The sequence below is a fragment of the Agromyces protaetiae genome (genome assembly GCF_004135405.1).
GTDB lineage: Bacteria > Actinomycetota > Actinomycetes > Actinomycetales > Microbacteriaceae > Agromyces > Agromyces protaetiae.
Window position 1 is genome coordinate 1,083,574 of sequence record NZ_CP035491.1, and the last position, 25,922, is coordinate 1,109,495.

Sequence of the window (25,922 nt, forward strand, 5' to 3'; positions counted from 1 at the left end):
GCATGGGACATCCCACCCGGCGCGATCGGCGCCGGGGCGTATCCATGAAGGAGCCGTCCCACCATGACCCACCGTCAGACCACGCTCGCACTGCTCGGCGCAAGCGCCGTCGCACTCATGGCGCTGACCGGCTGCGCGTCGGGAGCGGGAGACGCCGCGACCGGCAAGACCGTCGAAGGCGGCACGATCGTCTACGGCCACCAGCAGGAGCCGGCCTGCGTGTTCGGCGGATGGATCGAGCAGGCCTACCTCAGCTACAACGTGCTCGACAGCCTCGTCTCCCTCGACGAGAACCACGAGGTCGTCCCGTGGCTCGCCGAGAAGTGGTCGACGAGCGAAGACGGTCTCACGTGGACGTTCACGCTCAAGCCCGACGTCAAGTTCACCGACGGCACGCCCGTCGACGCCGAGGCCGTCGCCTACAACTTCGACTACTGGGTGCAGGGCGGCAACAGCACGGCCCTCGCGTGGATCGGCCCGTACTACAAGTCGGCCGAGGCGATCGACGACCTCACCGTGCAGGTGAACCTTTCGGCACCGTACCCGCGCCTCGCCGACAACCTCACGCAGGGGTACTTCGGCATCCAGTCCAAGCAGGCGCTCGAAACCCGCAGCGACGAGGACAACTGCAACTCGCCCATCGGCAGCGGCGCGTTCACCGTCGACCACTGGACCCGCGGCCAGGAGATCGTCCTGAAGGCCAACCCCGACTACACCTCGGCGCCCGCGAACGCCGAGCACACGGGCCGCGCGTACGTCGACGAGGTCGTGTGGAAGTTCATCCCCGACGGCACGACGCGCGTCGCGGCCCTGAAGAGCGGCGAGCTCGACGCGATCTACGACGTCCCGGCCGTGCAGTGGGACCCCACCGGCGACGCCGGGTTCGAGCTCCTCAAGTACGTCACGCCGGGCCGCCCGCAGCAGCTCGCGTTCAACACGGCGCAGGGCGTCTTCGTCGACGAGAAGGTGCGTCAGGCGTTCGCGTACTCGCTCGACCGCGAGCAGATCGTCGAGACCATCGGCCACGGAGTGATCCCCTACGAGGGCAACGGCGGCGTGAGCCAGACGACTCCCGGCTACAGCCAGAAGGCGGCCGACTGGTACACGCAGGACGTCGACAAGGCCGAGGCGCTCCTCGACGAGGCCGGCTGGACCGAGGGTGCCGACGGTGTCCGCGAGAAGGACGGCAAGCCTCTCAAGGTCGTGCTGCCGTACTTCGCCGGGTCGATCATCAACGCCGACGGCGCGTCGATCCTGCAGGGCGTCCAGGAGCAGGCCGAGAAGGTCGGCTTCGACGTCGAGCTCATCCCGGTCCCGCAGGCCGAGGCCTTCGCGGGTGCATACAGCAAGCCCGAGGAGCGCGACATCTACCCCGGCTACTGGACGGCCGTCACGAGCGGCATCCTGAACATCAACTACGGAGCCGGCACCGCCGACGCCCCGAACTACTGGAACGCGCAGTTCACCGACTACCCCGAACTGCAGGCGATCATCAGCCAGGCCGACTCCGAGGCCGACGTCGACGCGCAGAACGCCCTCTACGCGCAGGCGCAGGACTACATCGCCGAGCACGCGCTCTCGATCGGCGTCTACGACCGTCTCTCCACGCTCGCCGTCTCGCCCAAGCTCGCGGGCGTCTGGCAGGAGCACGCACAGGGAGGACCGACCTTCTATGACGCGCACTTCACCGAGTGAGCCCGGTCTCCGCGAGCAGCCGCTCGCGGAGGGGCCCACGGATGTCTCGGGGCCGGCGACGCCCGTCATCGCCGCCCCGGGGCGGGGCCTCGCGACCTTGCGGCTCGTCGCCGGAAAGGTCGTCGGCGCTGTACTCGTGCTCCTGGGGCGGCGACCGCGGCGTTCTTCGCACAGGCGTCGCTCCCGGGCGACCGGGCGACCGTCATCCTCAACATCCGTGCGGGTCAGGCGATCGAGCGCACGGCCGACGAGCTCGCGCCGATCAATGCCGAGTACCACCTGCAGGACCCGCTGGTCGTGCAGTACCTGAACTACCTCAAGGGCCTCCTCGTCGGAGACCTCGGCAACTCGTACCAGCAGCACCGTCCGGTGGTCGCGATCATCGCCGACCAGCTCGGCTCGACGATCGTGCTCTCGCTCACGGCGATCGCATTCGCGTGGATCATCATGGTGCTCTGGGTGACGCTCACGGCCGGCCGCGGCCCCGCGACGCGCGCCGTGGGCGGCTTCTTCGACACGGCTTCGGCGGGACTCCCGCACTATTGGCTCGGCATCATCCTGCTGCTCGTGTTCGCGTTGACGCTCGGCTGGTTCCCCGTGATCGGCGGGACGTCGCCGATCGGGATCGTGCTCCCCGCCCTCACGCTCGCGATCCCGCTCGCGGGGTTCCTCGGGCAGGCGACCCGCACCGAGTTCGAGCGGGCGCTCGACGCGCCGTTCGTGCTCACCGCACGCATGCGCGGCATGAGCGACCTCGGCATCCGGCTGAAGCACGTGCTGCGCCACGCGATCCTGCCGGCGGTGACCCTGTCGGGGTGGGCGCTCGGCGCGACGCTCTCGGGGCGGTCGTCGTCGAGTCGGTCTTCGCACGGCCCGGTATCGGCCAGGTGCTCGTCACCGCGGTCAACAGCCAGGACATGCCCGTCGTCATCGGCATCGTCATGCTCATCGCCGGCTTCTACGTGCTGGCCAACCTGCTCGTCGACATCGCCTACGCGATCATCGACCCGCGACTCCGGAGGGCCTCATGACCGCCGTCTCCTCCCGCGCTGCGCTCGACGCCGAGCCCGGCGCGTCCGCCCGCCTCGCCCGCCTCCCCTGGGGGCTGTACGCGGCGATCGCCTCGACGGCGGTCTTCGCGCTCGCCGCGATCGCGCCGCAGGTCCTCGCGACGCACGACCCGCTCGCGATGGACCTCGATGCGGCGCTCCTCCCGCCGGAGGCGGGGCACTGGCTCGGCACCGACGAAGCGGGCCGCGACCTGTACTCCCGCATCGTCTACGGCACCGCGGCGTCGCTCGGCGTCGGCCTCGGGGCGGCTGCGGTGAGCCTCAGCCTCGCGGTCGTACTCGGAGCGCTCGCCGCCCTGGGCAATCGGCCCGTGCGGGCGGCGGCCGGATGGCTGCTCGAGGTCGCGTTCGCCTTCCCGGCGCTGCTCCTCTCGCTCCTCCTCATCGCCGTGCTCGGCCCGTCGGCGCTCACGCTCGTGCTCGCCGTCGGCATCGGCACGGCACCGGGTTACGCACGCATGGTGCGCGGGCAGATCCTCTCGGCAAAGGGCGCGCCGTACGTCGAGGCGGCCGTCGCGCTCGGACACTCGCGCGGTCGCATCCTGCGCCAGCACATCCTGCCGAACGCCGTACGTCCGCTCGTCGCGGTGTTCGCGCTCTCGGTCGGCCAGTCGATCGTGTGGGCGTCGAGCCTGTCGTTCCTCGGCCTCGGCATCGCGCCGCCGGCTCCCGAGTGGGGTGCGCTCCTCGACGCCGGCCGGCAGTACATCACCGTCGCAGGCTGGCTCACCGTGATCCCCGGCCTCGTGATCGTCGTGCTCGCGCTCACGACGACGACGCTCGGGCAGTACATCCAGCGGTTCCTCGAGAAGGGAGAGCGCTCGTGAGCATCATCGAGACGGATGTCTCGGCCGACGCGCCTGCGGGCGCCGTCGACGAGTCGCACGTGCAGACGAACCCCGCTGGCGCGCCCGAGCCGCGGCTCCGGGTGCGGAACCTCGACGTCGCGTTCGAGACGACCACAGGCGTCCGCCACATCGTCCACGATGTGTCGTTCGACCTTCGGCCGGGCGAATGCGTCGCGATCGTCGGCGAATCCGGCTCGGGCAAGTCGGTCACCGCTCGTTCGATCGTCGGCCTCACGGGCCGCGGCGCCCGCGTCCACGCCGAGGCGATCACGCTCCACGGACGCGACGTGCGCAGCCTTCCGGCACGCGTTTGGCGAGGCATCCGGGGCAAGGAAGTCGGATTCATCCTGCAAGACGCACTGGTCTCGCTCGACCCGCTGCGACCTGTCGGCGACGAGATCGCCGAGAGCCTGCGACTCCACGGCTGGGGCGACCGTGCGTCGCGCCGCACGAAGGTCGTCGAACTGCTCGCGGCGGTCGGCGTGCCCGAGCCCGAGTCGCGCGCCAAGCGTCGGCCCGACCAGCTCTCGGGCGGGCTCCGCCAGCGTGCGCTCATCGCCTCGGCGCTCGCGCTCGACCCCGACGTGATCATCGCCGACGAGCCGACCACGGCGCTCGACGTCACGGTGCAGGCCCAGGTGCTCGCCCTCCTCGAGGAATCGAAGCGGCGCGGTGCATCCATCATCCTCATCAGCCACGACCTGTCGGTCGTCGCCCAGCTCGCCGACCACATCCTCGTCATGCAGCACGGCCGCGTCGTCGAGCAGGGCCCGGCGGCGAAGCTGCTCGGCGACCCGCAGGAGGACTACACGCGTGCCCTCATCGCGGCCGTGCCGAGCGAGGAGACGCGCGGCCAGGCGTTGAGTCCCGGCGGCGCCGAACTCCTCGCAGCCGCGCACCGCGAGACGGCCGCGACCGACGGCGCGGCCCCGTACGGCGCGTCGCCCGACGGCTCGGAGCCCGGTTCGGTCGTGCTGGAGGCGCGGGCGATCACGAAGCGCTTCCGCACGCCCGACGGCACCGTCACGACGGCCGTCGACGACGTGTCGTTCGTGCTGCACCGGGGCGAGACGCTCGGCATCGTCGGTGAGTCGGGGTCGGGCAAGAGCACGACTGGCCGCATCGCCCTCGCGCTCGAACACGCCGACGCGGGCACCGTGACGCTGCTCGGCGAGCCGTGGTCGGAGCTGGCCGAGGTCAAGCGGCGGGCGCTGCGCTCGCGCATCTCGGTCGTCTCGCAAGACCCGTTGTCGAGCTTCGACCCGCGGTGGAACGTCGAGCGCATCCTGCTCGACGCCGTGCCGCGCACGACGCATCCGACGGCCGCCGAACGCGCTGCGCGCATCCGCGAGCTGCTCGAACAGGTGGGCCTCTCCGACGCCGTGCTGCAGCGGTTCCCGCTGCGGCTGTCGGGCGGTCAGCGCCAGCGCATCGCGATCGCGCGGGCGCTCGCAGAGGCACCCGACATCATCGTGCTCGACGAAGCGGTGTCGGCGCTCGACGTCACGATCCAGGCGCAGATCCTCGACCTGCTCGTCGCCCTGCAGCGCCGGCTCGGACTCAGCTACCTCTTCATCTCGCACGATCTCGGCGTCATCGCGCACCTGAGCCACCGGGTGCAGGTCATGAAGGACGGCCGCGTCGTCGAGACCGGCACGCCCGACCAGATCTTCCACCGTCCGGCGCACGAGTACACCCGCCGGCTCATCTCGTCCATCCCCGAATTCGAACCGAGGAACGCATCATGACCACTCCGCTGCATTTCAACGCGTTCGTGATGAACACGAACTCCCACATCCACCACGGCCAGTGGCGCCGGCCCGACGCGGGCCAGGTCGACTTCGAGAACGTCGAGCTCTGGATCGACCTCGCGAAGCGCCTCGAGGCCGCGAAGTTCGACGCCCTGTTCTTCGCCGACGTCACGGGTGTGTACGGCGACGCCGACGCCGACTTCGACGTGTACATCAACGAGGGTCTGCAGATCCCGTCGAACGACCCCATCCCGCTCGTCGCGGCGCTCGCGACGCACACCGAGCGCATCGGTCTGGCCCTCACCTCGAACGTCGCACAGAGTCACCCGTACCAGTTCGCCCGCCAGGTCTCGACCCTCGACCACATCTCGAAGGGCCGCATCGCCTGGAACATCGTGACGGGCCTGCAAGACAACGGGGCGCGCAACTTCGGCTTCCCGCGGCTCACCGACCACACCGACCGCTACGCGTGGGCCGAGGAGTACGTCGACGTCACCTACAAGCTGTGGGAGGGCTCGTGGGACGAGGGTGCGCTCCTGAAAGACCGCGAGCGCGGGGTCTACTCCGACCCGTCGAAGATCCACAAGATCAACCACGAGTCGGAGCGCTACTCGGTGCAGGGCCCGCACCTGCCTTCGCCGACGGCGCAGCGCACGCCCGTGCTCTACCAGGCCGGCTCGTCGGTCTCGGGCCGCGCATTCGCGGCGAAGCACGCCGAGGCGACGTTCATCATCGCCCCAAACCCGGCGCTCGCGAAGCAGCTCATCGACGACACGCGCCGTCAGGCGGTCGAGGCGGGCCGTCTTCCCGAGGACATCAAGTTCTTCCAGGGTCTGTCGTTCGTCATCGGCGACACCGAAGAGGAGGCCTGGGCGAAGGCCGCCGAGTACGAGAAGTACGTCTCGATCGACGGCTACCTCGCCCACTCGGCGCTCGTCGACAAGACGGGCCGCACGTACGACCCCGATACGCCCCTCAAGGACGTCGACACGAACACCGCCAAGGGCTTCGGTGAGTGGGTCTCGAAGGCCATCACCGATCGTGAGCCGCTCGTCCGCGACGTCGCCTTCCTCATCTCGCGTTCGACGCGCCTCGTCGGCACGCCCGAGCAGATCGCCGACAAGCTCGTCGAGTGGCAGGAGGCCGGCGTCGACGGCATCAACGTCGTCAACTGGGTCATCCCGGGCTCGTTCGTCGAGTTCATCGAGAAGGTCCTCCCGGTGCTCCGCGAGCGCGGTCTCGCCCGCACCGAGTACGCGCCGGGCCGCACGCTCCGCGATCAGATCTTCGGCGAGCCGCGCCTCAACGACCGCCACCCGGCGGCGAAGTACCGCGGCGCGTTCGCGCCCGGCGGTTGGGCCGCAGAGGGCCTGAGCGCTCCGTCGGTCGACAGCGCGTCGGTCGACGGCGCAACAGACGATGTCGCGTCGGTCGAGGGCGAGACGGTCGAGGTGAACGGATGACCCGGGCCGACGCCGTGGCATCGGACCGCCTCGCGGCGGCGCGCGAGCGCTTCGCGCCGATCTTCGCCTCGATCGCCGAGCGCGCGCCCGAGCACGAGCGTGCCGGCACCCGCCCCTACGACGAGGTGCGCGAACTCGCCGCCGCCGGCTTCGGCGCGCTCCGCGTCCCCGTCGAGTTCGGCGGCTCGGGCCTCGGCATCGACGAGTTCTTCGCGATCCTCGTCGACCTCGGCGCGGCCGACTCGAACCAGCCGCAGCTCTGGCGCAACCACATCGCGTTCGTCGAGGACCGGATCGCAGGCGCGGCCCTCGCCGCGACGGCGGCCGACAACGGCGCCGCGAGCACTGACGGCGCCGACCGCGACCGCCGGTGGCTCGAGCGCATCGGGGCGGGCGCCGTCATCGGCGGCGCCTGGAGCGAGACGGGCAGCGCGGGCATCCTGGGCGACACCCGCATCGAACGGGTCGACGGCACGTTCCGGGTCAACGGTGTGAAGTACTACAGCACGGGGTCGATCTTCGCCGATCACGTCGGCGTGCTCGCGATCGGCGAGTCGGGCGAGCCCGTCATCGCGCTCGTGCCGCGCGACGCCGAGGGCCTCGAGCTCGTCGACGACTGGAGCGGGTTCGGGCAGCGCGCGACGGGCAGCGGCACGACGCGCCTGCGCGACGTGGCGGTGGCCGACGAAGACGTGATTCCCTTCGAGCAGCGCTTCGTCGGACAGGAGGCGGTGTACCAGCTCGTCCTCGTCTCGGCGCTCGCGGGCATCGCCCGAGCGGTGCGCGACGACACCGTGGCCGCGGTCACGAGCCGTGCGCGCACCTACCCCCACGCCAATGCGCCCGTCGCGCGCGACGACGTGCAGCTCAAGCAGGTCGTCGGTCGGATCGCCGCCTACGCGGCATCGGCCGAGGCATCCGCAGAACGCGCCGCCCGCGTGCTCGTGGCCGCTGTCGCGGCCCCCGACGACAAGGAGCCGTCGCGCCGCGCAGCGGTGGCCGTCTACGAGGCGCAGATCGTCGCCGCAGACGCCGCGCTCGAGGCATCCACCCTGCTCTTCGACGCGCTCGGCTCGTCGGGTGTGCAGCGGTCCGCGCAGCTCGACCGCCACTGGCGCAACGCCCGCACGGTCGTCTCGCACAACCCGCGTGTCTACAAGGAGCGCGTGCTCGGCGACCACTACCTCAACGGGTTCGACGCGCTGAACATCTACGCGGTGCCCGAGCCCGACGCCGAAGGCGGGGCCGAGGGATGACCGAGAAGAAGCAGCTCATCCTCAACCTGTTCGAGATGGCGTGCATCAGCCACATCTCGCACGGACTGTGGCCGCTGCCGGGCAACAACCGGCACCGGTTCGACGACATCGAGTACTGGCTCGAGCTCGCGCAGATCCTCGAGGAGGGCGGCTTCGACGCGGTGTTCCTCGCCGACGTCATCGGCGCGTACGACGTGTTCCGCGAGGGGCCCGAGACGGCGCTCCGCGAGGGCCTGCAGAGCCCGAACCTCGACCCGCTGCTCGTCGTGCCCGCGATGGCGGCCGTCACGAAGCGGCTCGGGTTCGGCGTGACGTTCTCGACGACGTACGAGCCGCCGTTCGCGTTCGCGCGGCGCGCCTCGACGCTCGATCACCTCACGAAGGGCCGGTTCGGCTGGAACATCGTCACGAGCTACCTGCCGAACGCGGCGCGTAACTTCGGCCTCGACGGCGAGATCCCGCACGACCGCCGCTACGAGCTCGCCGACGAGTACCTCGACGTGCTCTACAAGCTGTGGGAGGGCTCGTGGGACGACGACGCGGTCGTGTACGACCGCGAGCGGCGGATCGCGACCGACCCGTCGAAGGTGCGCTACATCGACCACGTGAGCGAGAACCACCGCGTCGCAGGCCCGCACATCGTGCACCCGTCGCGCCAGCGCACGCCCGTGCTCTTCCAGGCGACGGGGTCGCCCGCGGGCACCGAGTTCGCGGGGCGGCACGCCGAGCTCGTGTTCACGGGCGGCCGCACGACCGAGGAGTTCCAGCGCAACAAGCAGTCGATGCAGGATGCCGCGGTCCGCAACGGTCGCGCGGCCGACGACGTGAAGTTCATCGCGAGCGCCGTCGTCGTGGTCGGGCGCACCGAGGAGGAGGCCGCCGACAAGTGGCGGCTCTACCAGGAGTACGCGTCCGTCGACGGATACCTCGCGCACGCGAGCCTGCCCGTCGACCTCACGGTCGCCCCGCGCGACCTCACGATCGCCGAGGCGCTCAAGCAGTCGGGCACCGAGCTCACCCGGTCGTCGTTCCTGCCGCTGCACCTCACGGTCGGGCAGTTCCTCGACGGGCTCGTGGGGGGCCGTCGCGAGCGCTTCCACGTCGTCGGCACCCCGACGGTCGTGGCCGACGAGATCGAGCGCTGGCTCGACGAAGACGGCGTCGACGGCATCAACCTGCGCCAGTACCACTCGTTCGACACGGCGCGCGACTTCGCCGAACTCGTCGTGCCCGAGTTGCGCAAGCGGGGGCGTCTCAAGAGCGAAGCGGATGCCTCGGCGCCGACTTCGCTCCGAGATGCGCTCTTCGGCCGCGGCGACCGACTGCCCGACACCCACATCGCCGCCCGCTACCGCGGCGGGGCGAACCTCGACGTGCCGGTGCCGCCGCTGCGGTTCCCGGGACGCGACGCGGCGTGAGCCCGGATCGCGTGCGGGTCGTCGCGCGCCGCGCCGAGGCATCCGTGCTTCGTTGACGGATGCCTCGGCCGCGCCGCCGTACGGAACGGCGTAGCCTCGGAGCATGGCCGACGTCGACCCCGTCACCGCGCAACCGGCGAGCCCTGCGAGTCCCGTGACCGCGCGGGCGCAGCTCGCGGAGCTCGCCGAGCGGTCGGGCGCACTCGGGCCGTGGACGCCCGCCGGGGCACCTCTGCCCGACGGGTTCGAGGCCCGCGAGGCGGCCGTGCTCATCCTCTTCGGCGTGCTCGACCGGCTCCCGAGCGACCACGATGCGCAAGCGGCCGCCGTCTCACGCGACCTCGACGTGCTCCTGCTCTCCCGCGCGGCGACGCTGCGTTCCCACGCCGGTCAGGTCGCGTTCCCCGGCGGTCGCGTCGACCCCGGCGACCGCGGGCCGATCGACGCGGCCCTGCGCGAGGCGCACGAGGAGACGGGGCTCGACCCCGAAGGCGTCGACGTGCTCGGCTCGCTCGACCCGCTGCCGCTGCCCTATTCGAGTCACCTCGTGACGCCCGTGCTCGGGTGGTGGAGGCATCCGTCGCCCGTTCGCGTCGTCGACGAGGCCGAGTCTGCCGACGTCTTCCGCACGCCCGTCGCCGACCTGCTCGACCCCGCCAACCGCGGCGTCACGGTGCTGCGTCGCGACGGCGTCGAGTGGCGCGGGCCCGGGTTCCTCGCTCAGGGGAGCACGGGGAGCACCTCGTGTGGGGGTTCACGGCGTTGCTGCTCGACGGGCTCTTCGACCGGCTCGGCTGGACCGAACCGTGGAACCGCGAGCGCGAGTTCCAGATCCCGGTGTAGGGCTGGGCGCCGTGGCTCAGTAGGCGCCCGACGTGCCGGCCAACGTGCCGGCCGTCGCAAGGAACCCGAAGAAGAAGATGAGCCAGACGACGATGAAGAGGACCGACAGCGCGGTGAGCGCGATGTTGACCCACATGCCGACCGTGCCCATCGTGCCGGGGAAGCCGGCCGCGCGGGACTGCTTGCGGCCGAACGCCCCGAGGAAGATGCCCGCGATCGGCATGACGAAGATCGCCACGAGCGACAGGATGTTGAGCAGCTGCCCGGGGTCGGTGGGCACGGGCTGGTACGCGGGATAGCCGTACGGGGGCTGCCCGTAGGCCCCCTGACCGTAGGCAGGCTGCTGCGGCCGGCCGTACGCGGTCTGCTGCCCGTACGCCGGGGGCTGGCCGTAGGCCGGGTTCGGGGCGGGCGGCTGCTGCGGGTACGCGGATGCAGGCTGGTTCGGGTCGTTCGGCGTGGACACGTCGGCTCCTGGGTGGTCGGAAGGCCTCTGCTCTCGGATGCGGGCAGTCGAATCATCCTAGTGATGCCATGCGGACGATCGGAACCGGTCTTACAGCTCGCTCTCGACCGGCCCGGCGACGAGCTCGGTGACGCCCGAGAGGACTTCGTCGGGCCGGAACGGGTACTTCTCGATCTCTGCCCGGTCGCTGATGCCCGTGAGCACGAGCACGGTGTGCAGTCCCGCCTCGATGCCCGCGACGATGTCGGTATCCATGCGGTCGCCGATCATCGCGGTGTTCTCGGAGTGCGCGCCGATCTTGTTGAGCGCCGAGCGGAACATCATGGGGTTCGGCTTGCCGACGACGTAGGGCTCCTTGCCCGTCGCCTTCGTGATGAGCGCCGCGATCGCCCCGGTCGCGGGCAACGGTCCGTCGACGCTCGGCCCGGTCGCATCGGGATTGGTGACGATGAACCGCGCCCCCGCGTCGATGAGCCGGATCGCCTTCGTGATCGCCTCGAACGAGTAGTTGCGGGTCTCGCCGACGACGACGAAGTCGGGGGCGGTCTCGGTCATGATGTAGCCGGCCTCGTGGAGGGCCGTCGTGATGCCGGCCTCGCCGATGACGAACGCCGACCCGCCGGGAAGCTGCTGCTTGAGGAAGTCGGCCGTCGCGAGCGCCGACGTCCAGATGCGCTCCTCGGGCACGTTGAGCCCGCTCGTGCGAAGCCGCGCCGAGAGGTCGCGTGCCGTGAAGATCGAGTTGTTCGTGAGCACGAGGTAGGGGGTGCCGGCGTCCTCCCACTGCTGCAGCAGTTCGGCGGCGCCGGGCAGGGCGTGGTTCTCGTGCACGAGCACGCCGTCCATGTCGGTGAGCCAGCACTCGACTTCTTCGCGTCGTCCCATGCGTCAAGACTAGAAGGCGGATGCCTCGGCGTGGCGCCTGCGGTTCAGTCGGGGCGGCGGCGCGGGACGTGGTGCCGACGCCACGCCTCGGCTTGGAGCGCGATTGCCCGCGCCTCGTGGCGGAACGTCGACTCCTCGATCTCCCAGGGCAGTTCGACGGTGAGCACCGCGAACGGGGCGTGCCCCTCGATGTCGTAGCGGCCCCCGTGCAGGTCGTGGTAGCGGTCGGGGATGGTGTGGCCCTCATACTCGGCGAACGGTGCGAAGACCGTGAGCGAGGCGCCGAGATCCACCCAGAGCGGCCGGGTCGACTCCCCGGGAGTGCGGAACGCGCCGTGGTACCGGTCGGCGTTCACGCGCTCGAATCCGGCGGCGTCGAGGAGGTCGCGGAGGCGGGCGCGGTCGCCGTCGTGCGCGTCGCGCGGTGCGGATGCCGCCCGCTCCGCCTCGCCCGTCTGCGTCGCGCTCGCGTCGGCGCCGCCGAGCAGTTGCTCGCGTCGGAGCGCGCTCACCGTGACTTCGACGAGCCGCCCGTCGGCGCACGCACGCGCGACCGGCCCCGCGCCTGCGACGGTGCGGGCGCCGCCCGCGAAGAACGCGTCCCACAGTGCGTCGTCGGAGAGCGGATCGCCCGCGGCGAGCACGCGCGCGAGGCGGTCGCCCACGCCGCGGTCCCCGACCCGAAGGCCCGCTTCGACCGCGAGCGCACGGAACGTGTCGCGCAGGCGGCCCTCGACGGCCTCACGGTCGAGGAACGACTGCGGCAATCCGACGGCGCGCGCGACGTCTTCGAGGCGTCCGGCGATGGGCGGCAGCGCGTCGAACCCCGGATGACGCTCGAAGAAGACGGCCCGGAGCCGGCCGGCATCGGCTTCGGCGTCGGACGGGCGGCCGCGGCGCGGGAAGAACGGCAACGGGGCGAGGTCCTCTCGGGGTCGCGCTCGGGAAGCGACGGCGCCCCCCCCAGGCGCCGTCGCGCCCACGCTAACCGAGAACCGTCTCCGGAATCGTCCGAAGCGGCGCATCCGGAATTTCCGAACGCTCCGCGAAGACCGCGTCGATCAGATGCAGAGCGGCTCGCCGAGGTCGATGCTCGCGCCGTCGACCGTGACGGCCCCGACCGTGCACAGCCGGGTCTGCGGCGTCGGACGCACGACGAGCGTCGTGTACGCGCCCTGGACGCCGTGCTCGGTCGCCTCCTGGCGATCGGGTCCGTTGGGGGCGGTCTCGGGGTAGATCGCGACCATGACCGAATTGCCCGAGATCTGCTCGTCATAGCGGGTCACGCGGCCCCAGCCCGCGTAGCACTTGTTCGACCAGATGATCTCGAGCTTGGTGTTGTTCGTGCGCGGCGAGCTCGTCGCGACCTCGGCGTCGTTGACGCACGGCGTCAGGGCCGGGTCGACGCCGTTGTGCACGTTGATCTGTGCGCGCGGGTTCACGGGCGACTCGGTGAGCTCTCTGCGCGCCTCTTCTTTCGCCTCGGCGCGCACCTGCTCGATCGAGGAGGTCGCGACCGCGGTGCTCACGCCGGCGCTCACGCCCGAGCCCACGAGGAACGCGGCGGCGATGAGGAGGCCGGCGGTGGCTCGACGCATGCCCGTGCGAGGCGCGGGAGGCAGGTCGGCGACGGATGCCTCGCGGATGACGCCTGCGGCGCGCTCCGGCTCCTCGGGGCCGGCCGGTTCCTCGACGCGGTGCAGGCCCGCGAGCTCGTCACGGCGGCGCACCCACGCGGCGGCGTCGCCGCCGCAGGCGCGCACGATGCGGTCGACGGTGCGGGCCGAGGGCAACTGCTTGCCCCCGAACGCGCTCGAGAGCACCGTGCGCGAGATGTCCGTGTCGTGCTGGAGCTTGGCGAGCGTGGGACTGTCTGCTTCGAGCCGCAGTGTGCGCAGGTCGGCAGCGAAGTTCGCGACGGTATCGGCGGCGGCATAGTCGTCGACCATGGGTCTCCTCGAGCTTCGGGAAGCATCGGCGCGCTCCTCGCTGCGCCGGATGGGGCTCTCACATCATGACCCGGCTGCGAACCGGTCAGGTGCGATCTCGTGCCGCCAATTCAGGGGACACCACGGCGGTGGGCGACCGCGTCAGCGGAGCAGTTCGCGCCAGTTCGGCGGCGCATTGCCGCCGGGAACCGACTGTTCGTCGGGGCGGGACTCGGGCGGCGGGAGCGGCACCCGCTTCGCGGAGGCGTCGTCGAAGTAGTCCCAGAACCAGTCCTCGCCGGGTTCGAACGACGTCGCGACGCGGTGCCCGGTCTCGTACGCGTGGTTGCGCGCGTGCTGCATGGGCGACGAGTCGCAGCAGCCGATGTGCCCGCACTCGACGCACCGCCGGAGGTGGAACCACCACCCGTCGAGGGCGAGGCAGTCGCGGCACTCGGTGCCCTGCGGGGGCGGCGGCGCCGCGCCGGGTGCCGTCAGGTCGCTCATGCCGGCACCCGCAGGGCGGCGAGCGCTCGGTGCACCGACGCGACCGCACTCGACCCCTCGCCGACGGCCGCCGCGACCCGCTTCATCGACCCGCGACGTACGTCGCCCGCGGCGAAGACGCCGGGGATCGAGGTCTCGTAGGGCAGCGGCATCCGGCCGACGGCCTGCCAGGCCGAGCTCGCGGAGTCGACGACTTCGACGCCCGTCCGCAGGAACCCGTCGTCGTCGCGTTCGGCGTCGAGCCACTCCGTCGCGGGGCGTGCGCCGATGAAGCAGAAGAGGCCGCGACATCCGACCGTGCCCGCGAACGCACCGTCGAGGGCGACCGCTTCGAGCGAGTCGCCGCCCTCGAGCCCGACGACGCGCGTGCCCGTGTGCACGTCGATGCGGGGGTTGTCGACGATGCGGTCGACGAGGTAGCTCGACATCTGCGCGCCGAGGTCCTCCGCGCGGACGACGAGGCGCACGCGACATCCGTTCGCCGCGAGCGCGAGCGAGGCCTGACCCGCCGAGTTCGCACCGCCGACGACGACGACGTCGGCGCCGACGACCTGTCGGAGCTCGATGGCCGAGGCCGCGTAATGGATGCCTCCGCGCTCGAACTCGTGCCATCGGTCGAGGCCGAGCGAGCGGTACGTGACGCCCGTCGTGACGACGACCGAGCGGGCGCGTACGACGGCGCCGTCGGCGAGGGTGATCTCGTGCCCGGCGGGCGTCTGGACGAGGCTCACGGCTTCGCACGGCGAGTTGATGCGCACGCCGAACTTGAGGGCCTGCAGGCACGCTTGCGAGGTCAGCTCTCCGCCGCTGACACCGAACGGGAAGCCGAGGTAGTTCTCGATGCGGAGCGTCGCCGCGGACTGGCCGCCGGGGGCGACGGCGTCGAGGAGCACGGTGCGCAGTCCCTCGGATGCCCCGTAGATGGCGGCCGCGAGTCCGGCAGGGCCCGCGCCGACGACGGCGAGATCGAACCCCGACTCTTCTTCGGCCGAGTATGCGAGGCCTAGCAGTTCGGCGATCGCTCCGGGCTTGGCACGGGGCACCTTCTCGCCCTGCACAATCGCCGCGGGAAGGTCGGCGACCGTGATGCCGTGTGCTTCGGCCTTCGCGGCGCTCTCGGGATCGTCGGAGTCCGCCCACTCGTGGGCGAGTTCCATGCGCTCGGCGAACCGCCGTAAGGCCATGGTCTCTGGTGACCTCGACGACCCCACGATCTTGAGGGTCAACTTGGCGGGTCCGTTCCGCAGCATCTCGCGACGGCTCCAGAAGGCGTGGAGGAGGAGGTCGCACAGTTCGTCATCCTCACTCATGAGCCGCTGGAGCGATTCGTGAGAGACCCGCCGCACGCGTCCGGGCGCGGTCACCCGGGCGCTGAGGAACGACTTCTGGCCGTTCAGGAGCCCGAGTTCGCCGACGAACTGGCGCGGACCGAACGAAATGACCACCGCCTCGGGGAGCGACTTGAACGGTTCGCGGACGACAGTGACTTCGCCTTCCTCGATGAGGATCAGGTCGTACCAGCGCGTTCCCGCGGAGAAGAGCGTTTCGCCCGCGACGGTGGACTTGGGCTCGCCGTAGCGCAGCAGTCGGGCCCACTGCAGATCGGCGAGCGGCGGAGAGATCGTGGCGAAAGCCGTTCCCATTCACCCATCGTGCCCCAGTCGGGCCGCGAACGGGAGGGGGAAGCGAGGATCTCTCGACCTAAGCGGTGACCCACACCGCGGTGGCGATCTCGCGGGGGAGATCGAACGGCGAGCTGTCGGGTGCGCGGGGCGTCGAGAGCGAGACGGCGTCGGCGGATGTCTCGGCGGATGTCTCGATGCGCACCTCGCTGCCCGGACCGATGCCGACCCGGTCGAGCTCGCGCAGCATCTCGGGATCGCGGTCGCTGATCCGCAGCACGCGGCCGACGTGGCCGGCCGCCGCATCGGCGAGCAGCACGAACGGCTCGCTCGGAATCGTGCCGTCGGCCGCGGGGATCGCATCGCCGTGCGGGTCGCGCTCGGGCCTGCCGAGCCGAGCGTCGATCGCCTCGAGCAGCCGATCGGAGACCGCGTGCTCGAGCACCTCGGCCTCGTCGTGCACTTGGTCCCACCCGTAGCCGAGCTCACGCACGAGCCACGTCTCGATGAGCCGGTGCCGCCGCACGACCGCGAGCGCCCGCAGCCTGCCCGCATCGGTCAGACGCACGGCGCCGTACGGCACGTGTTGCACGAGCCCCTGCGCGGCCATCTTCTTGACCATCTCGGTCACACTCGACGGGGCGACCCCGAGCTTGCCCGCGAGGACCGACGGGGTGATGGGGTCGGGCTGCCACTCGGTGTGGGAGTAGACCGTCTTGAGGTAGTCCTCGATCGCGGGACTCGGGGCGGAAGGCATCGGCCCCAGGATATCGGGCGCTCCTCGACCGGCGGCGCGGATCAGACCCGCGCGAGCGCCTCGATGTCTTCGAGGAACGCCGCTGCTGTCTCGGGCGACACCGTCGTGCGGGTGCCCGCGATCGCCTCGAGGTAGTCGGCGGTCGTCGGGCCGGCGGGCTCGCCCGAGACATCCGGAGCCTTCGCGCCGCGCGCGATCGCCTGCTCGAACGCGCGCTGCGACGCGCTGCGTGCCGCGAACTCGATGTCGGCGGGCGAGAAGCCCGCCGACCGCTTGACGAGGAGCGCGACGTCGACGAGCCCCGCGACCTGCTCGGGCACATACCGCTGCCAGATCGAGAGGCGTGCGGCCTCGTCGGGCAGGCCGATGGGGATGACGTAGTCGAACCGGCCGTGCCGCAAGAAGGCGCTGTCGAGCGCGCGGATGAAGTTCGTCGCGCAGACCAGCAGACGGCCCGGCTGCTCGCGGAACGCCGGGATGATCTTCAGCAGCTCGTTCGTCACACCCTGCAGCGGCGACGGCGGCTCGCCCGAGCGCTGCGCCGCGATCTCCTCCACCTCGTCGATGAAGACGACCGCGTGCTCGAGCTCGGCGATCTTCGTGAACGTCTCGCGCAGCGCCCCCGCGAGCCCCCGCGGATCGGCCGCGAGCCGCGACGGGAACACCTCGACGAACGACCACTCGAGTCGCGCCGCGATGGCTTTCGCGAACGTCGTCTTGCCCGTTCCGGGCGGGCCGAACAACACGACCGCGCGCGGCGGCATGACGCCGTACCGGTCGGCGAGATCGGCCTGCGCGAGCGGCAGCACGAGCCGCTGCTCGAGGATCTCCTTCTCGCGGCGCATGCCCGAGACCGACTCCCACAGGCCCCGCGGCAGCAGGCGCCCGCCGAGCTCGGCGAGCGAGGAGAGCTCCTGCCGCTGCACGGGGATGCGCCGCTCGAAGTAGCGCAACTGGTGCTTGAGCTCGAAGCCCTGGTTGGTGAACGCATCGATGCGGTGCTCGTTCTCGGGGATCAGCGCCGAGAGTTTCACGAGCCCGTGCGGCGACATCTGCTTCTCGAGCGCCGCGAGCATGGCCGAGCCGATGCCCTGGCCGCGCCAGTCGTCGTCGATCGCGAAGAACACGACCCAGCCCTGATCGTGCGCGGCGCGGCCCACGACGGCGCCGATGACGTCATCGCCGTGCACCGCGACGATCGCGTGGTCTTTCTGGCACGAGGCGATGACCTCACTGAGGCCGTAGACGGGCTCGTGCGCCGACGGCTGCTGGGCCGCCCACAGATGCAGGATGCCGTCGAGGTGGTCGTTGTGGAACTCGCGCAGACGCCAGCCGGTCATCGTGCCTCCTCGTCGAGGTGTGTCTCAGCAGGTTAGGCGACGAGCGGCTCGCGCACGAACTCGATGACGCCCGCGCGGCCGGACTCGACGGCGAGGGATGCTGGTGCAGCCGCGCGGCGGGTGCGAAACTGTGCTCGCCGCCGCCCCACCGCTCCGGTCGGGGTCGACGGCGGCGAAGACGGCACGGCCAGGGGGAGCGGTATGTCGGGCGTGGAAGTGGCGACGGGCGGGGTCGAGAGCGTCGCCCCACCGTACTTGCTCGAGGCGCAGGCGGTCACGGCGGAGCTCGGAAGCGATGCATCGACCGGGTTGAGCGGCACCGAGGCCGCCCGTCGGCTCGCCGAGGTCGGCCCGAACGCGATCAAGGGCGATCGCGCGCCGTCGGTCTGGGCGGTCGCGGCGAGCCAGCTGCGCGACCCGATGAACATCATGCTCGTCGTCGTGGCGGTCGCGAGCTTCCTCATCGCGCAGCTCACCACGGGATTCCTCGTCGCCGTCCTCGTCGCGCTCAACGTCGTGCTCGGCACCGGTCAGGATCTTAAGGCGCGCGCGAGCGTCGACGCGCTCGCGAAGCTGCAAGTGCCGAGGTCGCGTGTGCTGCGCGACGGCGCGATCGAGGTCATCGAGGCCGGCGGGATCGTCCCCGGCGACATCGTGCAGCTCGAGGCGGGCGACCTCGTGCCCGCCGACGGCCGCATCCTCCGATCGGCGACCCTCGAAGTGCAGGAGGCTGCGCTGACGGGCGAGAGCGCACCGGTCAGCAAAGACGCCGCAGTCCTCACGGGCCCCGAGGTCACGCTCGGCGACCGCGCGAACATGCTCTTCCAGAACACCTCGGTCACACGAGGAACCGCGGCCGTCGTCGTGACGGCCACCGGCATGCAGACCGAGATGGGCCGGATCGCGACCATGCTCGCGTCGGTGGACCGCACCGTCTCGCCGTTGCAGCGCGAGCTCAACGGGTTGACGCGTGTGATCGGCATCTTCGCCTGGGCCGCCGTCGCCGTCATCGTCATCGTCGGGTTCGCCCGCGGGATCTCGGTCGAGGACGTGCTGCTGCTCGGCGTCGCGATGGCGATCTCGGCGATCCCGACCGGTCTGCCGACCTTCGTCCAGGCGCTCCTGGCGCAGGGGGCGAAGCAACTCGCCGACGCGCGGGCGATCGTGAAGAACCTCGCCGACGTCGAGACGCTCGGTGCGACGAGCGCGATCAACAGCGACAAGACGGGCACGCTCACCCTCAACGAGATGATGGTGTCGGTCATCTACTCCGACGGCGCCTGGTTCGAGGTCGACGGCAACGGCTATGCGAAGGAGGGGGCGATCCGTTCGGCCGCCGGCGTCCCGGTGCCCGACTTCACGCGCCTCGCATACGGCATGTCGCTGTGCAGTGACGCGCTCGTCGGCGACGACGGCTCTGTCGTCGGCGACCCCACTGAGGCCGCCCTCGTCGTGCTCTCCGCGAAGCTGGGGGTGGATGCCGCGGAGACCCGCCGGGTCTACCCACGGCTGGCCGAGATCCCGTTCGACTCCGACTACAAGTTCATGGCGACGTTCCATCGCATCGTCCTCGACGGCGAGGAGCGGCTCGTCGAGCTCGTCAAGGGCGGCCCCGACGTCGTGCTCGCGCGGTGCGCGACCGCGCCGACATCCGGCGCCCTCGTGCCCATCGCCGACGTTCGCGACGAGCTCCTGGCCGCGAACGAGCGCATGGGCGCGCGGGGCCTCCGGGTGCTCGCATTCGCCGTGCGCGTGCTCGACGCGGGCGACGAGGCGGCGATGGCCGCCGACCCGATGTCGCTCGCCGACGGCCTCACGTTCGCCGGGATGGTCGGCATCATCGACCCGCTCCGCCCCGAGGCGAAGGCCGCCGTCGCCGTCGCCCTCGGCGCCGGCATCGACGTGCGCATGATCACGGGCGACCACGCGGTGACCGCGCAGGCGATCGGCGAGGACCTCGGCCTCGGGCCGGGCGCGGTGTCGGGCGCGGAGCTCGCGAAGCTGTCCGACGAAGAGCTCACCGAGCGCCTGCCGAACCTGCACGTCTTCGGTCGTGTCACCCCGAAGACAAACTGCGGCTCGCACGGGTGATGCAGCGAACCGGACTCGTCGTCGCCATGACGGGCGACGCGGTGAACGATGCGGCCGGGCTCAAGCAGGCCGACATCGGTGTCGCGATGGGGTCGGGCAGCGAGGTCACCAAGCAGGCCGCGCGGATGATCCTCACCGACGACAACTTCGGCACCCTCGTGCACGCGGTCGAACTCGGCCGTGGCATCTACAGCACGATCGTCGCGTACGTGCGCTTCCAGATGACGCAGCTCATCTCGCTCGTGCTGCTCTTCCTCACCGCCACGGCGTTCGACATCAACCAGGGCGTCGCGCTCACGCCGCTCATGGTGCTGTTCCTCAACTTCTTCATCAGCATCCCGCCGGTCGCGGTGATCGCGTTCGATCCCGGCGATGCCGACCTCATGCGGCGGCCGCCCCGCGACCCGAAGGTGACGATCACCAACCGGGGGGCGGTCGTCCGGTGGATCCTGTTCGGCGCCGTCATGTTCCTCTCGGCGCTCATCCCGCTCGTCGCCGGCCCCGACGAGCTCAGCGTCGACCGCCCGAGCGCATCGATGACGATGGCGTTCGTCGTGCTCGGGTTCTCGACGATCCTGAGCGCGCTCGTGTTCCGCCGCGACCCGGGCAGCGGCCTCGCCGCCCCCATCCTGTCGGCGCTGAAGATCTTGTCGATCCCGGCGATCCTCATGGTGCTGGCCACCGAGCTTCCCTTCCTGCAGCGAGGTCTCATGACCCAGTCGCTCACCGCGGTCGAATGGCTCGAGAGCATCGGCCTCGCGTTGCTGCTCCCGGTCGTCGTCGAGGTGGAGAAATGGATCCGCCGCCGACGCTGGTCCGCGCCGGTGCGGTTCGACACGGAGGCGGCAGTGCTTCCCGAGCGCGCCCGAGCGGTCGACCGGGCACTGTCCGCCACCCGGGGCGGGCGGGAGGCGTGACTCAGGAGTCCCCGGTCGTCGCGCTGCTTCGCCGCATCCTCGACGAGAACTCGGGACTCGACGAGGGCAGCGTCGCGACCTACATCCCTGAGCTTGCGAAGGCCGATCCATCCCGATTCGGGATCTGCCTCGTCACCGCCGACGGAGCGGTCTACGAAGTCGGCGACACGCGCTCGGAGTTCACGATCCAGTCGATCTCGAAGCCGTTCGCGTATGCGCTCGCGCTCGACGAGCTCGGCCCCGACGAGGTGCTCGCGCGGGTAGGGGTCGAGCCGACGGGCGACGCGTTCAACGAGATCTCGCTCGATCCGGGAACAGGGATGCCGTCGAACCCCATGATCAACGCCGGTGCGATCACGACGACAGGACTCGTCGTCGAGCGCCACGGCGCCGAGTCCGCGGCCGACCTGCTCGGCGTCTTCGGCGGCTTCGCCGGGCGCGCGTTGCGACTCGACGAAGACGTCTACCGGTCCGAGCGCGAGACGACCCACCGCAATCGGGCGATCGCGCACCTGCTGCGAGGGTCGGGCGCGCTGCGGGGCGATCCTGAAGCCGCACTCGACGCCTACCTGCGTCAGTGCTCGGTGCTCGTCGACGCGCACGATCTCGGGGTCATGGCCGCGACCCTTGCCGCCGACGGCGTGAACCCGATCACGGGCGTCCGCGTCGTGTCGCGCCGCACGGTGGGTGACGTCCTGAACGTCATGGACAGCTGCGGCATGTACGACAGCGCGGGCGACTGGCAGTTCACGGTGGGTCTCCCGGCCAAGAGCGGCGTCGCGGGCGGAGTCATCGCCGTCGTCCCCGGCCGGTTCGGCATCGCGGTGTTCTCCCCGCCGCTCGATCGGCACGGCAACAGCGTGCGCGGGGTCGCGGTGTGCCGGCAGCTCTCGAGCGAGCTCGACCTGCATCCGCTGCGCTCGGGAACCCATGCCCCTTCGCCGCTGCGGTCGACGTCGACGCTCGCCGGCTCGGGATCGATCCGGCGACGGCCCGACGCCGACCTCGAGGTCATCGCGCGGCGAGGCTCCGAGGTCTTCGTCGCCGAGCTCCAGGGCGAACTCGACTTCGTCGCCGCCGAACTCGTCGTCCGGAGCATCCTCGACGCCGAGCCCGAACCGCGCTTCGCCGTCGTGGATCTGCGCCATGTCGACGTCCTGCACCCGGCGATCGCGCCCCTCGTCGTCGACCTCGGCGACCTCCTCGCCGCGAGGGGCGGCGGCCTGCTCGTCAGCGCTGCGCCCGACCAGGTCGGAGACGACCCGATCGGCCCGTCGGTGAAGAGGTTCGCCGACCTCGACCGCGCCCTCGAGTGGTGCGAGGACCACCTGCTCGGCGGTGCGACGACGGCGCCCCGGTCCATCGCGCTCCGCGACCATCCGGCGCTCGCGGGACTGTCCGGCGAGGCGTTCGACCGCCTCGTCCCGTATCTCGAACCGCGCGCGGTCGCGCCCGGCGAGGCGCTCATCCGGCGTGGCGAGCCGATCGGCGGGCTGTTCCTGCTGACGTCGGGGCGGCTCAGCGCGCTCGTGCCCGACCCGGGGCATCCGGCTCGGCGTGCGGCGACCCTCGTGGCGGGGATGCCCGTGGGCGAGCGATCGCTCGTCGGCGCGGTCGACGGGGTCGTCGACGTCGTCGCCGACACCGAGGCGGAGTGCTTCGCACTGCCGGTCGAGCGGATGCCCCGGCTCCGCGCCGAGGAGCCGGGCCTCGTCGTGACGCTCGTGTCGAACCTGCTCTCGATCGCCGCCGCGCGCATCGACGAGTTCTCGGGCCGGCCGGCGGCGGTCGCGCGCGGCTAGGCGGATGCCGGCGCCGATGCAGACGCAGGCGCCGACGCCGAGGCATCCGCACCGGTGCGCTCGGATGCGACGCGACTGCGGCGGAACCCGTCGGGCGCGACCGGCAGGTCGGGAAGGCTCGTGAGCAGCCGGTGCACGAAGGCGAGCTTGTGCGTGACGGGCTCGGTGATCGTGAACGGGTAGAGGTCGTCCTTGCCCATCGACCGGTTGACCCGGTTGAAGAAGAGCGAGAGGGCGCGCCAGTCTTCGAGCAGCTGCGGGAGGTCGTCGGCGCCGTAGCGCTCCCGGATCTCGAGGCTCCACGTCGCCCCCGGGTAGGCGTCGCGCCCGGGCCGAAGCTCGAGCCCGGCAGACCACGACGTCTCGAGGGTGTCGGTGAGATGCAGATAGTGGGCGAAGCTCTCGGCGAAGTCCTCCCACGGATGCATCGTGGCGTACTCGGAGATGAACGACTCCTGCCATCCCTCGGGGGCGCCGACCTTGTAGTGGCGGGCGATTGCGTCGGAGTACGACGCCTGTTCGTCGCCGAAGAGCTCGCGGGCCTCGTCGATCCAGGGCGACGGGTCGGTGCGCTCGACGAGGATCCACTCGAAGTAGTGGCCGACCTCGTGCCGGAAGTGCCCGAGCATCGTGCGGTAGGGCTCGCCGAGTGCGACCCTGAGCCGCTCGCGGTGGGCGTCGAGGCTCTCGGCGAGGTCGATCGTGACGATCCCGTTCGCGTGGCCGATCGGCACCGGCTCGTTGTGCGAGAACGACGACAGCAGGTCGAACCCGAGCCCGCCCTCGACCTCGTGCCACGGGTCGACCGGGAGGCCGAGCCGCTTCAGCTGGATGAGCAGCCGCCGTTCGCCGAGCATCGACTCGGCGAGACGCTCGAGCGCGAGCGTGTCGTCGGATTCGGGCCGAGTGCGGATGAGCGCGCAGCTGAAGCAGCGCCCGGCTTCGGCGTCGGCCGGCGCGAGCCAGTTGCAGTTCCAGTCGCGTCGCGAACAGGCGGCCCATGAGCGCCCGTCGATCTCGACGGAGGGTTCCGTCACGTCGGCCATCGTGTCGGTCGGCGGGTGGTAGGCCACGGCGACCCCGCAGGCGCGGCAGGCGAGTTCGTCCATGAGCACCGCTTCGCCGCAGCGTGGGCATGCCAGCATCCTCATGCGCCCAACGCTACCGAGGTCGTGCGCTCACGCCCCCGTGAACACGAGCCAGAGCAGCACGCCGTTGAGCGAGATGAGGAAGACGGATGCCGCGACCCCTGCCGCGGTCGTCGCCCAGTGATTCCGCCACCGCCCCAGGAGCCCCCGCTTCGCGGTGAGCGCGACGAGCGGCACGAGCGCGAACGGGATGCCGAACGACAGGACGACCTGGCTGAGCACGAGCGAGAGGGTCGGGTCGAAGCCGAGGGTGAGCACCGCGAGCGCGGGGATCAGCGTCACGAGCCGACGGGCGATGAGCGGCACGCGGACATGGAGCAGGCCGTCCATGATCTCGGCCCCGGCGTACGCGCCGACCGAGGTCGACGCGAGGCCCGACGCGAGGAGGCCGACGGCGAAGAGCGTCGCGATGACGGGCCCGAGGGTCGCTCCGAGTGCCGCGTAGGCGCCCTCGAGCGTGTCGGTGCCGGCGACGCCCGCGAGGTTCACGGCCGCGAGCAGCAGGATGCAGAGGTTCACGGTGCCCGCGATCGCCATCGCGACCGACACGTCGATGCGTGTCGCGCGGATGAGGGTGTCGGTGGGCAGTGCGGTCGAGGTGCCGGGCGAGGCATCCGCCCGCTGCTGCTTCGTCGCGCGCGCGTCGCGCGTGACGAACCGGTCGCGCGTGAGCGAGGAGTGCGCGTAGATCGCGTGCGGCATGATCGTCGCGCCGAGGATGGATGCCGCGAGCAGAACCGAGTTCGTGTCCTCGAACCGGGGCACGAGCCCCGCGAGGAGCCCGCCGGGGTCGGGCGGTGCGACGAAGACGCCGACGCCGAACCCGATCGCGATGATCAGCAGAAGGCCCATGACGACGAACTCGAACGTGCGCGGACCGCGCCTGGACTGCAGCACGAGGAGCCCGATCGACACCGCGCCCGTGATGAGTCCGCCGTAGAGGAGCGGCACGCCGAACAGCAGGTTGAGCGCGACGGCACCGCCGATCACCTCGGCGAGGTCGGTCGCCATGGCGACGAGCTCGGCCTGCAGCCAGTAGGCGCGCCGCCCCCACGTGTTGAGGATGCGCGTGCCGAGCACTTCGGGCAGGCTTCGGCCGGTCACGATGCCGAGCTTCGCCGACAGGTACTGGATGAGCCACGCCATCGCGTTGCCGAGCACGACGACCCACACGAGCAGGTACCCGTACTGCGCGCCCGCCGTCATGTTGCTCGCGACGTTGCCCGGGTCGAGGTAGGCGACGCCCGCGACGAGGGCGGGGCCGAGCAGCCAGAGGGCGCGCGGGGTGGCGCGGCGGGCGGATGTCTCGTGCGCGACCTGTTCCGCTTCGAGGGTTTTCGGCATACCGAAAACCTACACATTTTTCGGTCCACCGAAAAGACCCGCGCGGGGGTATCGGTAACGTGGTCGTGTGGAACAGGGCGACGAGAGCGAGCACGAGCACAGCGACGCTGCCCCCGCGCACGGCGTCGGCCCGTGGCCGGGCGGCCGTGACGAGTGGCCCGACGACCCGCGCTACGACCCCGAGCTCCTCGAGCACGGCGACGCTCGCAACGTCGTGGACCGGTACCGGTACTGGCGCCTCGAGGCGATCGTCGCCGATCTCGACACCACGAGGCATCCGTTCCACGTCGCGATCGAGAACTGGCAGCACGACATGAACATCGGCTCGATCGTGCGCACCGCGAACGCGTTCGCCGCCGAGACCGTGCACATCATCGGGCGCCGCCGCTGGAACAAGCGCGGCGCGATGGTCACCGATCGCTACCAGCACGTGATGTACCACCCCGACATCGCCGACTTCGTCGGGTGGGCGAAGTCCCAGGACCTGCCGGTCGTCGCCGTCGACAACCTCGACGGCTCGGTGCCCGTCGACGGGATCACCCTCCCCGAGCGGTGCGTGCTGCTCTTCGGACAAGAGGGGCCGGGGCTCAGCGCCGAGGCGCTCGCGGCCGCAGATCTCCATGTCGAGATCACCCAGTACGGCTCGACGCGCTCGATCAACGCCGGCGCGGCCGCCGCGATCGTCATGCACGAGTGGGTGCGCACGCACGCCCGTCGCTGAGGGCACGCGGGCGAGACATCCTGCCGAGACATCCGTTCGCGACTCGATTG

20 protein-coding genes and 2 pseudogenes are annotated in these 25,922 nt (G+C 71.0%); 12 read left to right on the plus strand and 10 right to left on the minus strand.

Going from position 1 to position 25,922, the window contains the following annotated elements:
* Positions 1-63: 63 nt before the first annotated feature.
* From ET445_RS05055 to ET445_RS05085, 8 genes and pseudogenes are all read left to right on the plus strand, one after another.
* Positions 64-1,695: an ABC transporter substrate-binding protein gene (locus ET445_RS05055; RefSeq protein ID WP_129189406.1), complete on the plus strand. Its 1,632-nt coding sequence runs from the start codon at positions 64-66 to the stop codon at positions 1,693-1,695.
* Positions 1,696-2,142: 447 nt separating this feature from the next.
* Positions 2,143-2,726, plus strand: a pseudogene (locus ET445_RS17840) (ABC transporter permease).
* Positions 2,723-3,592, plus strand: a complete 870-nt coding sequence (locus ET445_RS17845) for an ABC transporter permease (RefSeq protein ID WP_243695335.1) — start codon at positions 2,723-2,725, stop codon at positions 3,590-3,592. The pseudogene ET445_RS17840 and the gene ET445_RS17845 overlap by 4 nt, the downstream one beginning before the upstream one ends.
* On the plus strand, positions 3,589-5,361 hold the full coding sequence (locus tag ET445_RS05065; protein WP_424922880.1) for a dipeptide ABC transporter ATP-binding protein: 1,773 nt from the start codon (positions 3,589-3,591) through the stop codon (positions 5,359-5,361). Before ET445_RS17845 ends, ET445_RS05065 begins: the two co-directional genes overlap by 4 nt.
* On the plus strand, positions 5,358-6,827 hold the full coding sequence (locus tag ET445_RS05070) for an NtaA/DmoA family FMN-dependent monooxygenase (protein ID WP_129189410.1): 1,470 nt from the start codon (positions 5,358-5,360) through the stop codon (positions 6,825-6,827). The genes ET445_RS05065 and ET445_RS05070 overlap by 4 nt, the downstream gene beginning before the upstream one ends.
* Complete coding sequence (locus tag ET445_RS05075; protein WP_129189412.1) at positions 6,824-8,083, plus strand: acyl-CoA dehydrogenase family protein; 1,260 nt, start codon at positions 6,824-6,826, stop codon at positions 8,081-8,083. Before ET445_RS05070 ends, ET445_RS05075 begins: the two co-directional genes overlap by 4 nt.
* Positions 8,080-9,501 carry an NtaA/DmoA family FMN-dependent monooxygenase gene (locus ET445_RS05080; RefSeq protein ID WP_129189414.1) on the plus strand — a complete coding sequence of 474 codons (1,422 nt, stop codon included), beginning with the start codon at positions 8,080-8,082 and terminating at the stop codon, positions 9,499-9,501. Before ET445_RS05075 ends, ET445_RS05080 begins: the two co-directional genes overlap by 4 nt.
* A 103-nt stretch (positions 9,502-9,604) precedes the next feature.
* Positions 9,605-10,344 (plus strand): annotated as a pseudogene (locus tag ET445_RS05085) (NUDIX hydrolase).
* 16 nt (positions 10,345-10,360) lie between these two features.
* Here the strand turns inward: ET445_RS05085 and ET445_RS05090 are convergent.
* The 8 genes from ET445_RS05090 to ET445_RS05125 all read right to left on the minus strand — a co-directional run bounded on the left by ET445_RS05090 (position 10,361) and on the right by ET445_RS05125 (position 17,849).
* Positions 10,361-10,810 (minus strand): hypothetical protein, encoded by a 450-nt coding sequence (locus tag ET445_RS05090; protein WP_129189416.1) that lies wholly within the window; start codon positions 10,808-10,810, stop codon positions 10,361-10,363.
* 90 nt (positions 10,811-10,900) lie between these two features.
* On the minus strand, positions 10,901-11,695 hold the full coding sequence (locus ET445_RS05095) for an HAD-IIA family hydrolase (protein ID WP_129189418.1): 795 nt from the start codon (positions 11,693-11,695) through the stop codon (positions 10,901-10,903).
* Positions 11,696-11,739: 44 nt separating this feature from the next.
* Positions 11,740-12,609 (minus strand): hypothetical protein, encoded by an 870-nt coding sequence (locus ET445_RS05100; protein WP_129189420.1) that lies wholly within the window; start codon positions 12,607-12,609, stop codon positions 11,740-11,742.
* A 147-nt stretch (positions 12,610-12,756) separates the two neighbouring features.
* Positions 12,757-13,644, minus strand: a complete 888-nt coding sequence (locus tag ET445_RS05105; RefSeq protein ID WP_129189422.1) for a DUF2690 domain-containing protein — start codon at positions 13,642-13,644, stop codon at positions 12,757-12,759.
* A 141-nt stretch (positions 13,645-13,785) separates the two neighbouring features.
* Positions 13,786-14,130 (minus strand): UBP-type zinc finger domain-containing protein, encoded by a 345-nt coding sequence (locus ET445_RS05110; RefSeq protein WP_129189424.1) that lies wholly within the window; start codon positions 14,128-14,130, stop codon positions 13,786-13,788.
* Positions 14,127-15,773 carry an FAD-dependent oxidoreductase gene (locus tag ET445_RS05115; protein ID WP_129189426.1) on the minus strand — a complete coding sequence of 549 codons (1,647 nt, stop codon included), beginning with the start codon at positions 15,771-15,773 and terminating at the stop codon, positions 14,127-14,129. The genes ET445_RS05110 and ET445_RS05115 overlap by 4 nt, the downstream gene beginning before the upstream one ends.
* Before the next feature lie 58 nt (positions 15,774-15,831).
* Positions 15,832-16,509, minus strand: coding sequence for a metal-dependent transcriptional regulator (locus ET445_RS05120; RefSeq protein ID WP_129189428.1), 678 nt, complete (start codon positions 16,507-16,509; stop codon positions 15,832-15,834).
* A 41-nt stretch (positions 16,510-16,550) separates the two neighbouring features.
* The gene (locus tag ET445_RS05125) at positions 16,551-17,849 is read right to left on the minus strand and encodes an ATP-binding protein (protein WP_129189430.1); all 1,299 of its coding nucleotides are present in this window, start codon (positions 17,847-17,849) and stop codon (positions 16,551-16,553) included.
* Positions 17,850-18,050: 201 nt separating this feature from the next.
* Here ET445_RS05125 and ET445_RS05130 point away from each other — a divergent pair, with 201 nt between their 5' ends.
* Genes ET445_RS05130 through glsA form a run of 3 tightly spaced genes read left to right on the plus strand, consistent with a single transcriptional unit; the run spans position 18,051 to position 22,659 of the window.
* Positions 18,051-19,940, plus strand: coding sequence for a cation-translocating P-type ATPase (locus ET445_RS05130; protein WP_243695336.1), 1,890 nt, complete (start codon positions 18,051-18,053; stop codon positions 19,938-19,940).
* Positions 19,940-20,857, plus strand: a complete 918-nt coding sequence (locus tag ET445_RS17850; protein ID WP_243695465.1) for a cation transporting ATPase C-terminal domain-containing protein — start codon at positions 19,940-19,942, stop codon at positions 20,855-20,857. The genes ET445_RS05130 and ET445_RS17850 overlap by 1 nt, the downstream gene beginning before the upstream one ends.
* Entirely contained in the window at positions 20,854-22,659 is a 1,806-nt protein-coding gene (gene glsA, locus ET445_RS05135; protein ID WP_165314298.1) for a glutaminase A, read from the plus strand. The genes ET445_RS17850 and glsA overlap by 4 nt, the downstream gene beginning before the upstream one ends.
* On the opposite strand, the gene ET445_RS05140 is transcribed toward glsA, so the two are convergent.
* Complete coding sequence (locus ET445_RS05140) at positions 22,656-23,810, minus strand: zinc-binding metallopeptidase family protein (protein WP_243695337.1); 1,155 nt, start codon at positions 23,808-23,810, stop codon at positions 22,656-22,658. The two genes, glsA and ET445_RS05140, sit on opposite strands and share 4 nt — an antisense overlap.
* A 27-nt stretch (positions 23,811-23,837) precedes the next feature.
* Positions 23,838-25,151 (minus strand): Nramp family divalent metal transporter, encoded by a 1,314-nt coding sequence (locus ET445_RS05145; RefSeq protein ID WP_129189434.1) that lies wholly within the window; start codon positions 25,149-25,151, stop codon positions 23,838-23,840.
* Positions 25,152-25,218: 67 nt separating this feature from the next.
* Here ET445_RS05145 and ET445_RS05150 point away from each other — a divergent pair, with 67 nt between their 5' ends.
* On the plus strand, positions 25,219-25,872 hold the full coding sequence (locus ET445_RS05150) for a TrmH family RNA methyltransferase (RefSeq protein WP_129189436.1): 654 nt from the start codon (positions 25,219-25,221) through the stop codon (positions 25,870-25,872).
* The last annotated feature ends 50 nt before the right edge of the window (positions 25,873-25,922 follow it).

What these genes read in the sequence shown, in the direction of transcription:
- ET445_RS05055 (WP_129189406.1), top strand. Translation starts at nt 64, where the DNA reads ATGACCCACCGTCAGACCACGCTCGCACTGCTCGGCGCAAGCGCCGTC.
- ET445_RS17845 (WP_243695335.1), top strand. Translation starts at nt 2,723, where the DNA reads ATGACCGCCGTCTCCTCCCGCGCTGCGCTCGACGCCGAGCCCGGCGCG.
- ET445_RS05070 (WP_129189410.1), top strand. Translation starts at nt 5,358, where the DNA reads ATGACCACTCCGCTGCATTTCAACGCGTTCGTGATGAACACGAACTCC.
- ET445_RS05075 (WP_129189412.1), top strand. Translation starts at nt 6,824, where the DNA reads ATGACCCGGGCCGACGCCGTGGCATCGGACCGCCTCGCGGCGGCGCGC.
- ET445_RS05080 (WP_129189414.1), top strand. Translation starts at nt 8,080, where the DNA reads ATGACCGAGAAGAAGCAGCTCATCCTCAACCTGTTCGAGATGGCGTGC.
- ET445_RS05095 (WP_129189418.1), bottom strand. Translation starts at nt 11,695, where the DNA reads ATGGGACGACGCGAAGAAGTCGAGTGCTGGCTCACCGACATGGACGGC.
- ET445_RS05105 (WP_129189422.1), bottom strand. Translation starts at nt 13,644, where the DNA reads ATGGTCGACGACTATGCCGCCGCCGATACCGTCGCGAACTTCGCTGCC.
- ET445_RS05110 (WP_129189424.1), bottom strand. Translation starts at nt 14,130, where the DNA reads ATGAGCGACCTGACGGCACCCGGCGCGGCGCCGCCGCCCCCGCAGGGC.
- ET445_RS05115 (WP_129189426.1), bottom strand. Translation starts at nt 15,773, where the DNA reads ATGGGAACGGCTTTCGCCACGATCTCTCCGCCGCTCGCCGATCTGCAG.
- ET445_RS05120 (WP_129189428.1), bottom strand. Translation starts at nt 16,509, where the DNA reads ATGCCTTCCGCCCCGAGTCCCGCGATCGAGGACTACCTCAAGACGGTC.
- ET445_RS05125 (WP_129189430.1), bottom strand. Translation starts at nt 17,849, where the DNA reads ATGACCGGCTGGCGTCTGCGCGAGTTCCACAACGACCACCTCGACGGC.
- ET445_RS05130 (WP_243695336.1), top strand. Translation starts at nt 18,051, where the DNA reads ATGTCGGGCGTGGAAGTGGCGACGGGCGGGGTCGAGAGCGTCGCCCCA.
- ET445_RS17850 (WP_243695465.1), top strand. Translation starts at nt 19,940, where the DNA reads ATGCAGCGAACCGGACTCGTCGTCGCCATGACGGGCGACGCGGTGAAC.
- ET445_RS05140 (WP_243695337.1), bottom strand. Translation starts at nt 23,810, where the DNA reads ATGAGGATGCTGGCATGCCCACGCTGCGGCGAAGCGGTGCTCATGGAC.
- ET445_RS05145 (WP_129189434.1), bottom strand. Translation starts at nt 25,151, where the DNA reads ATGCCGAAAACCCTCGAAGCGGAACAGGTCGCGCACGAGACATCCGCC.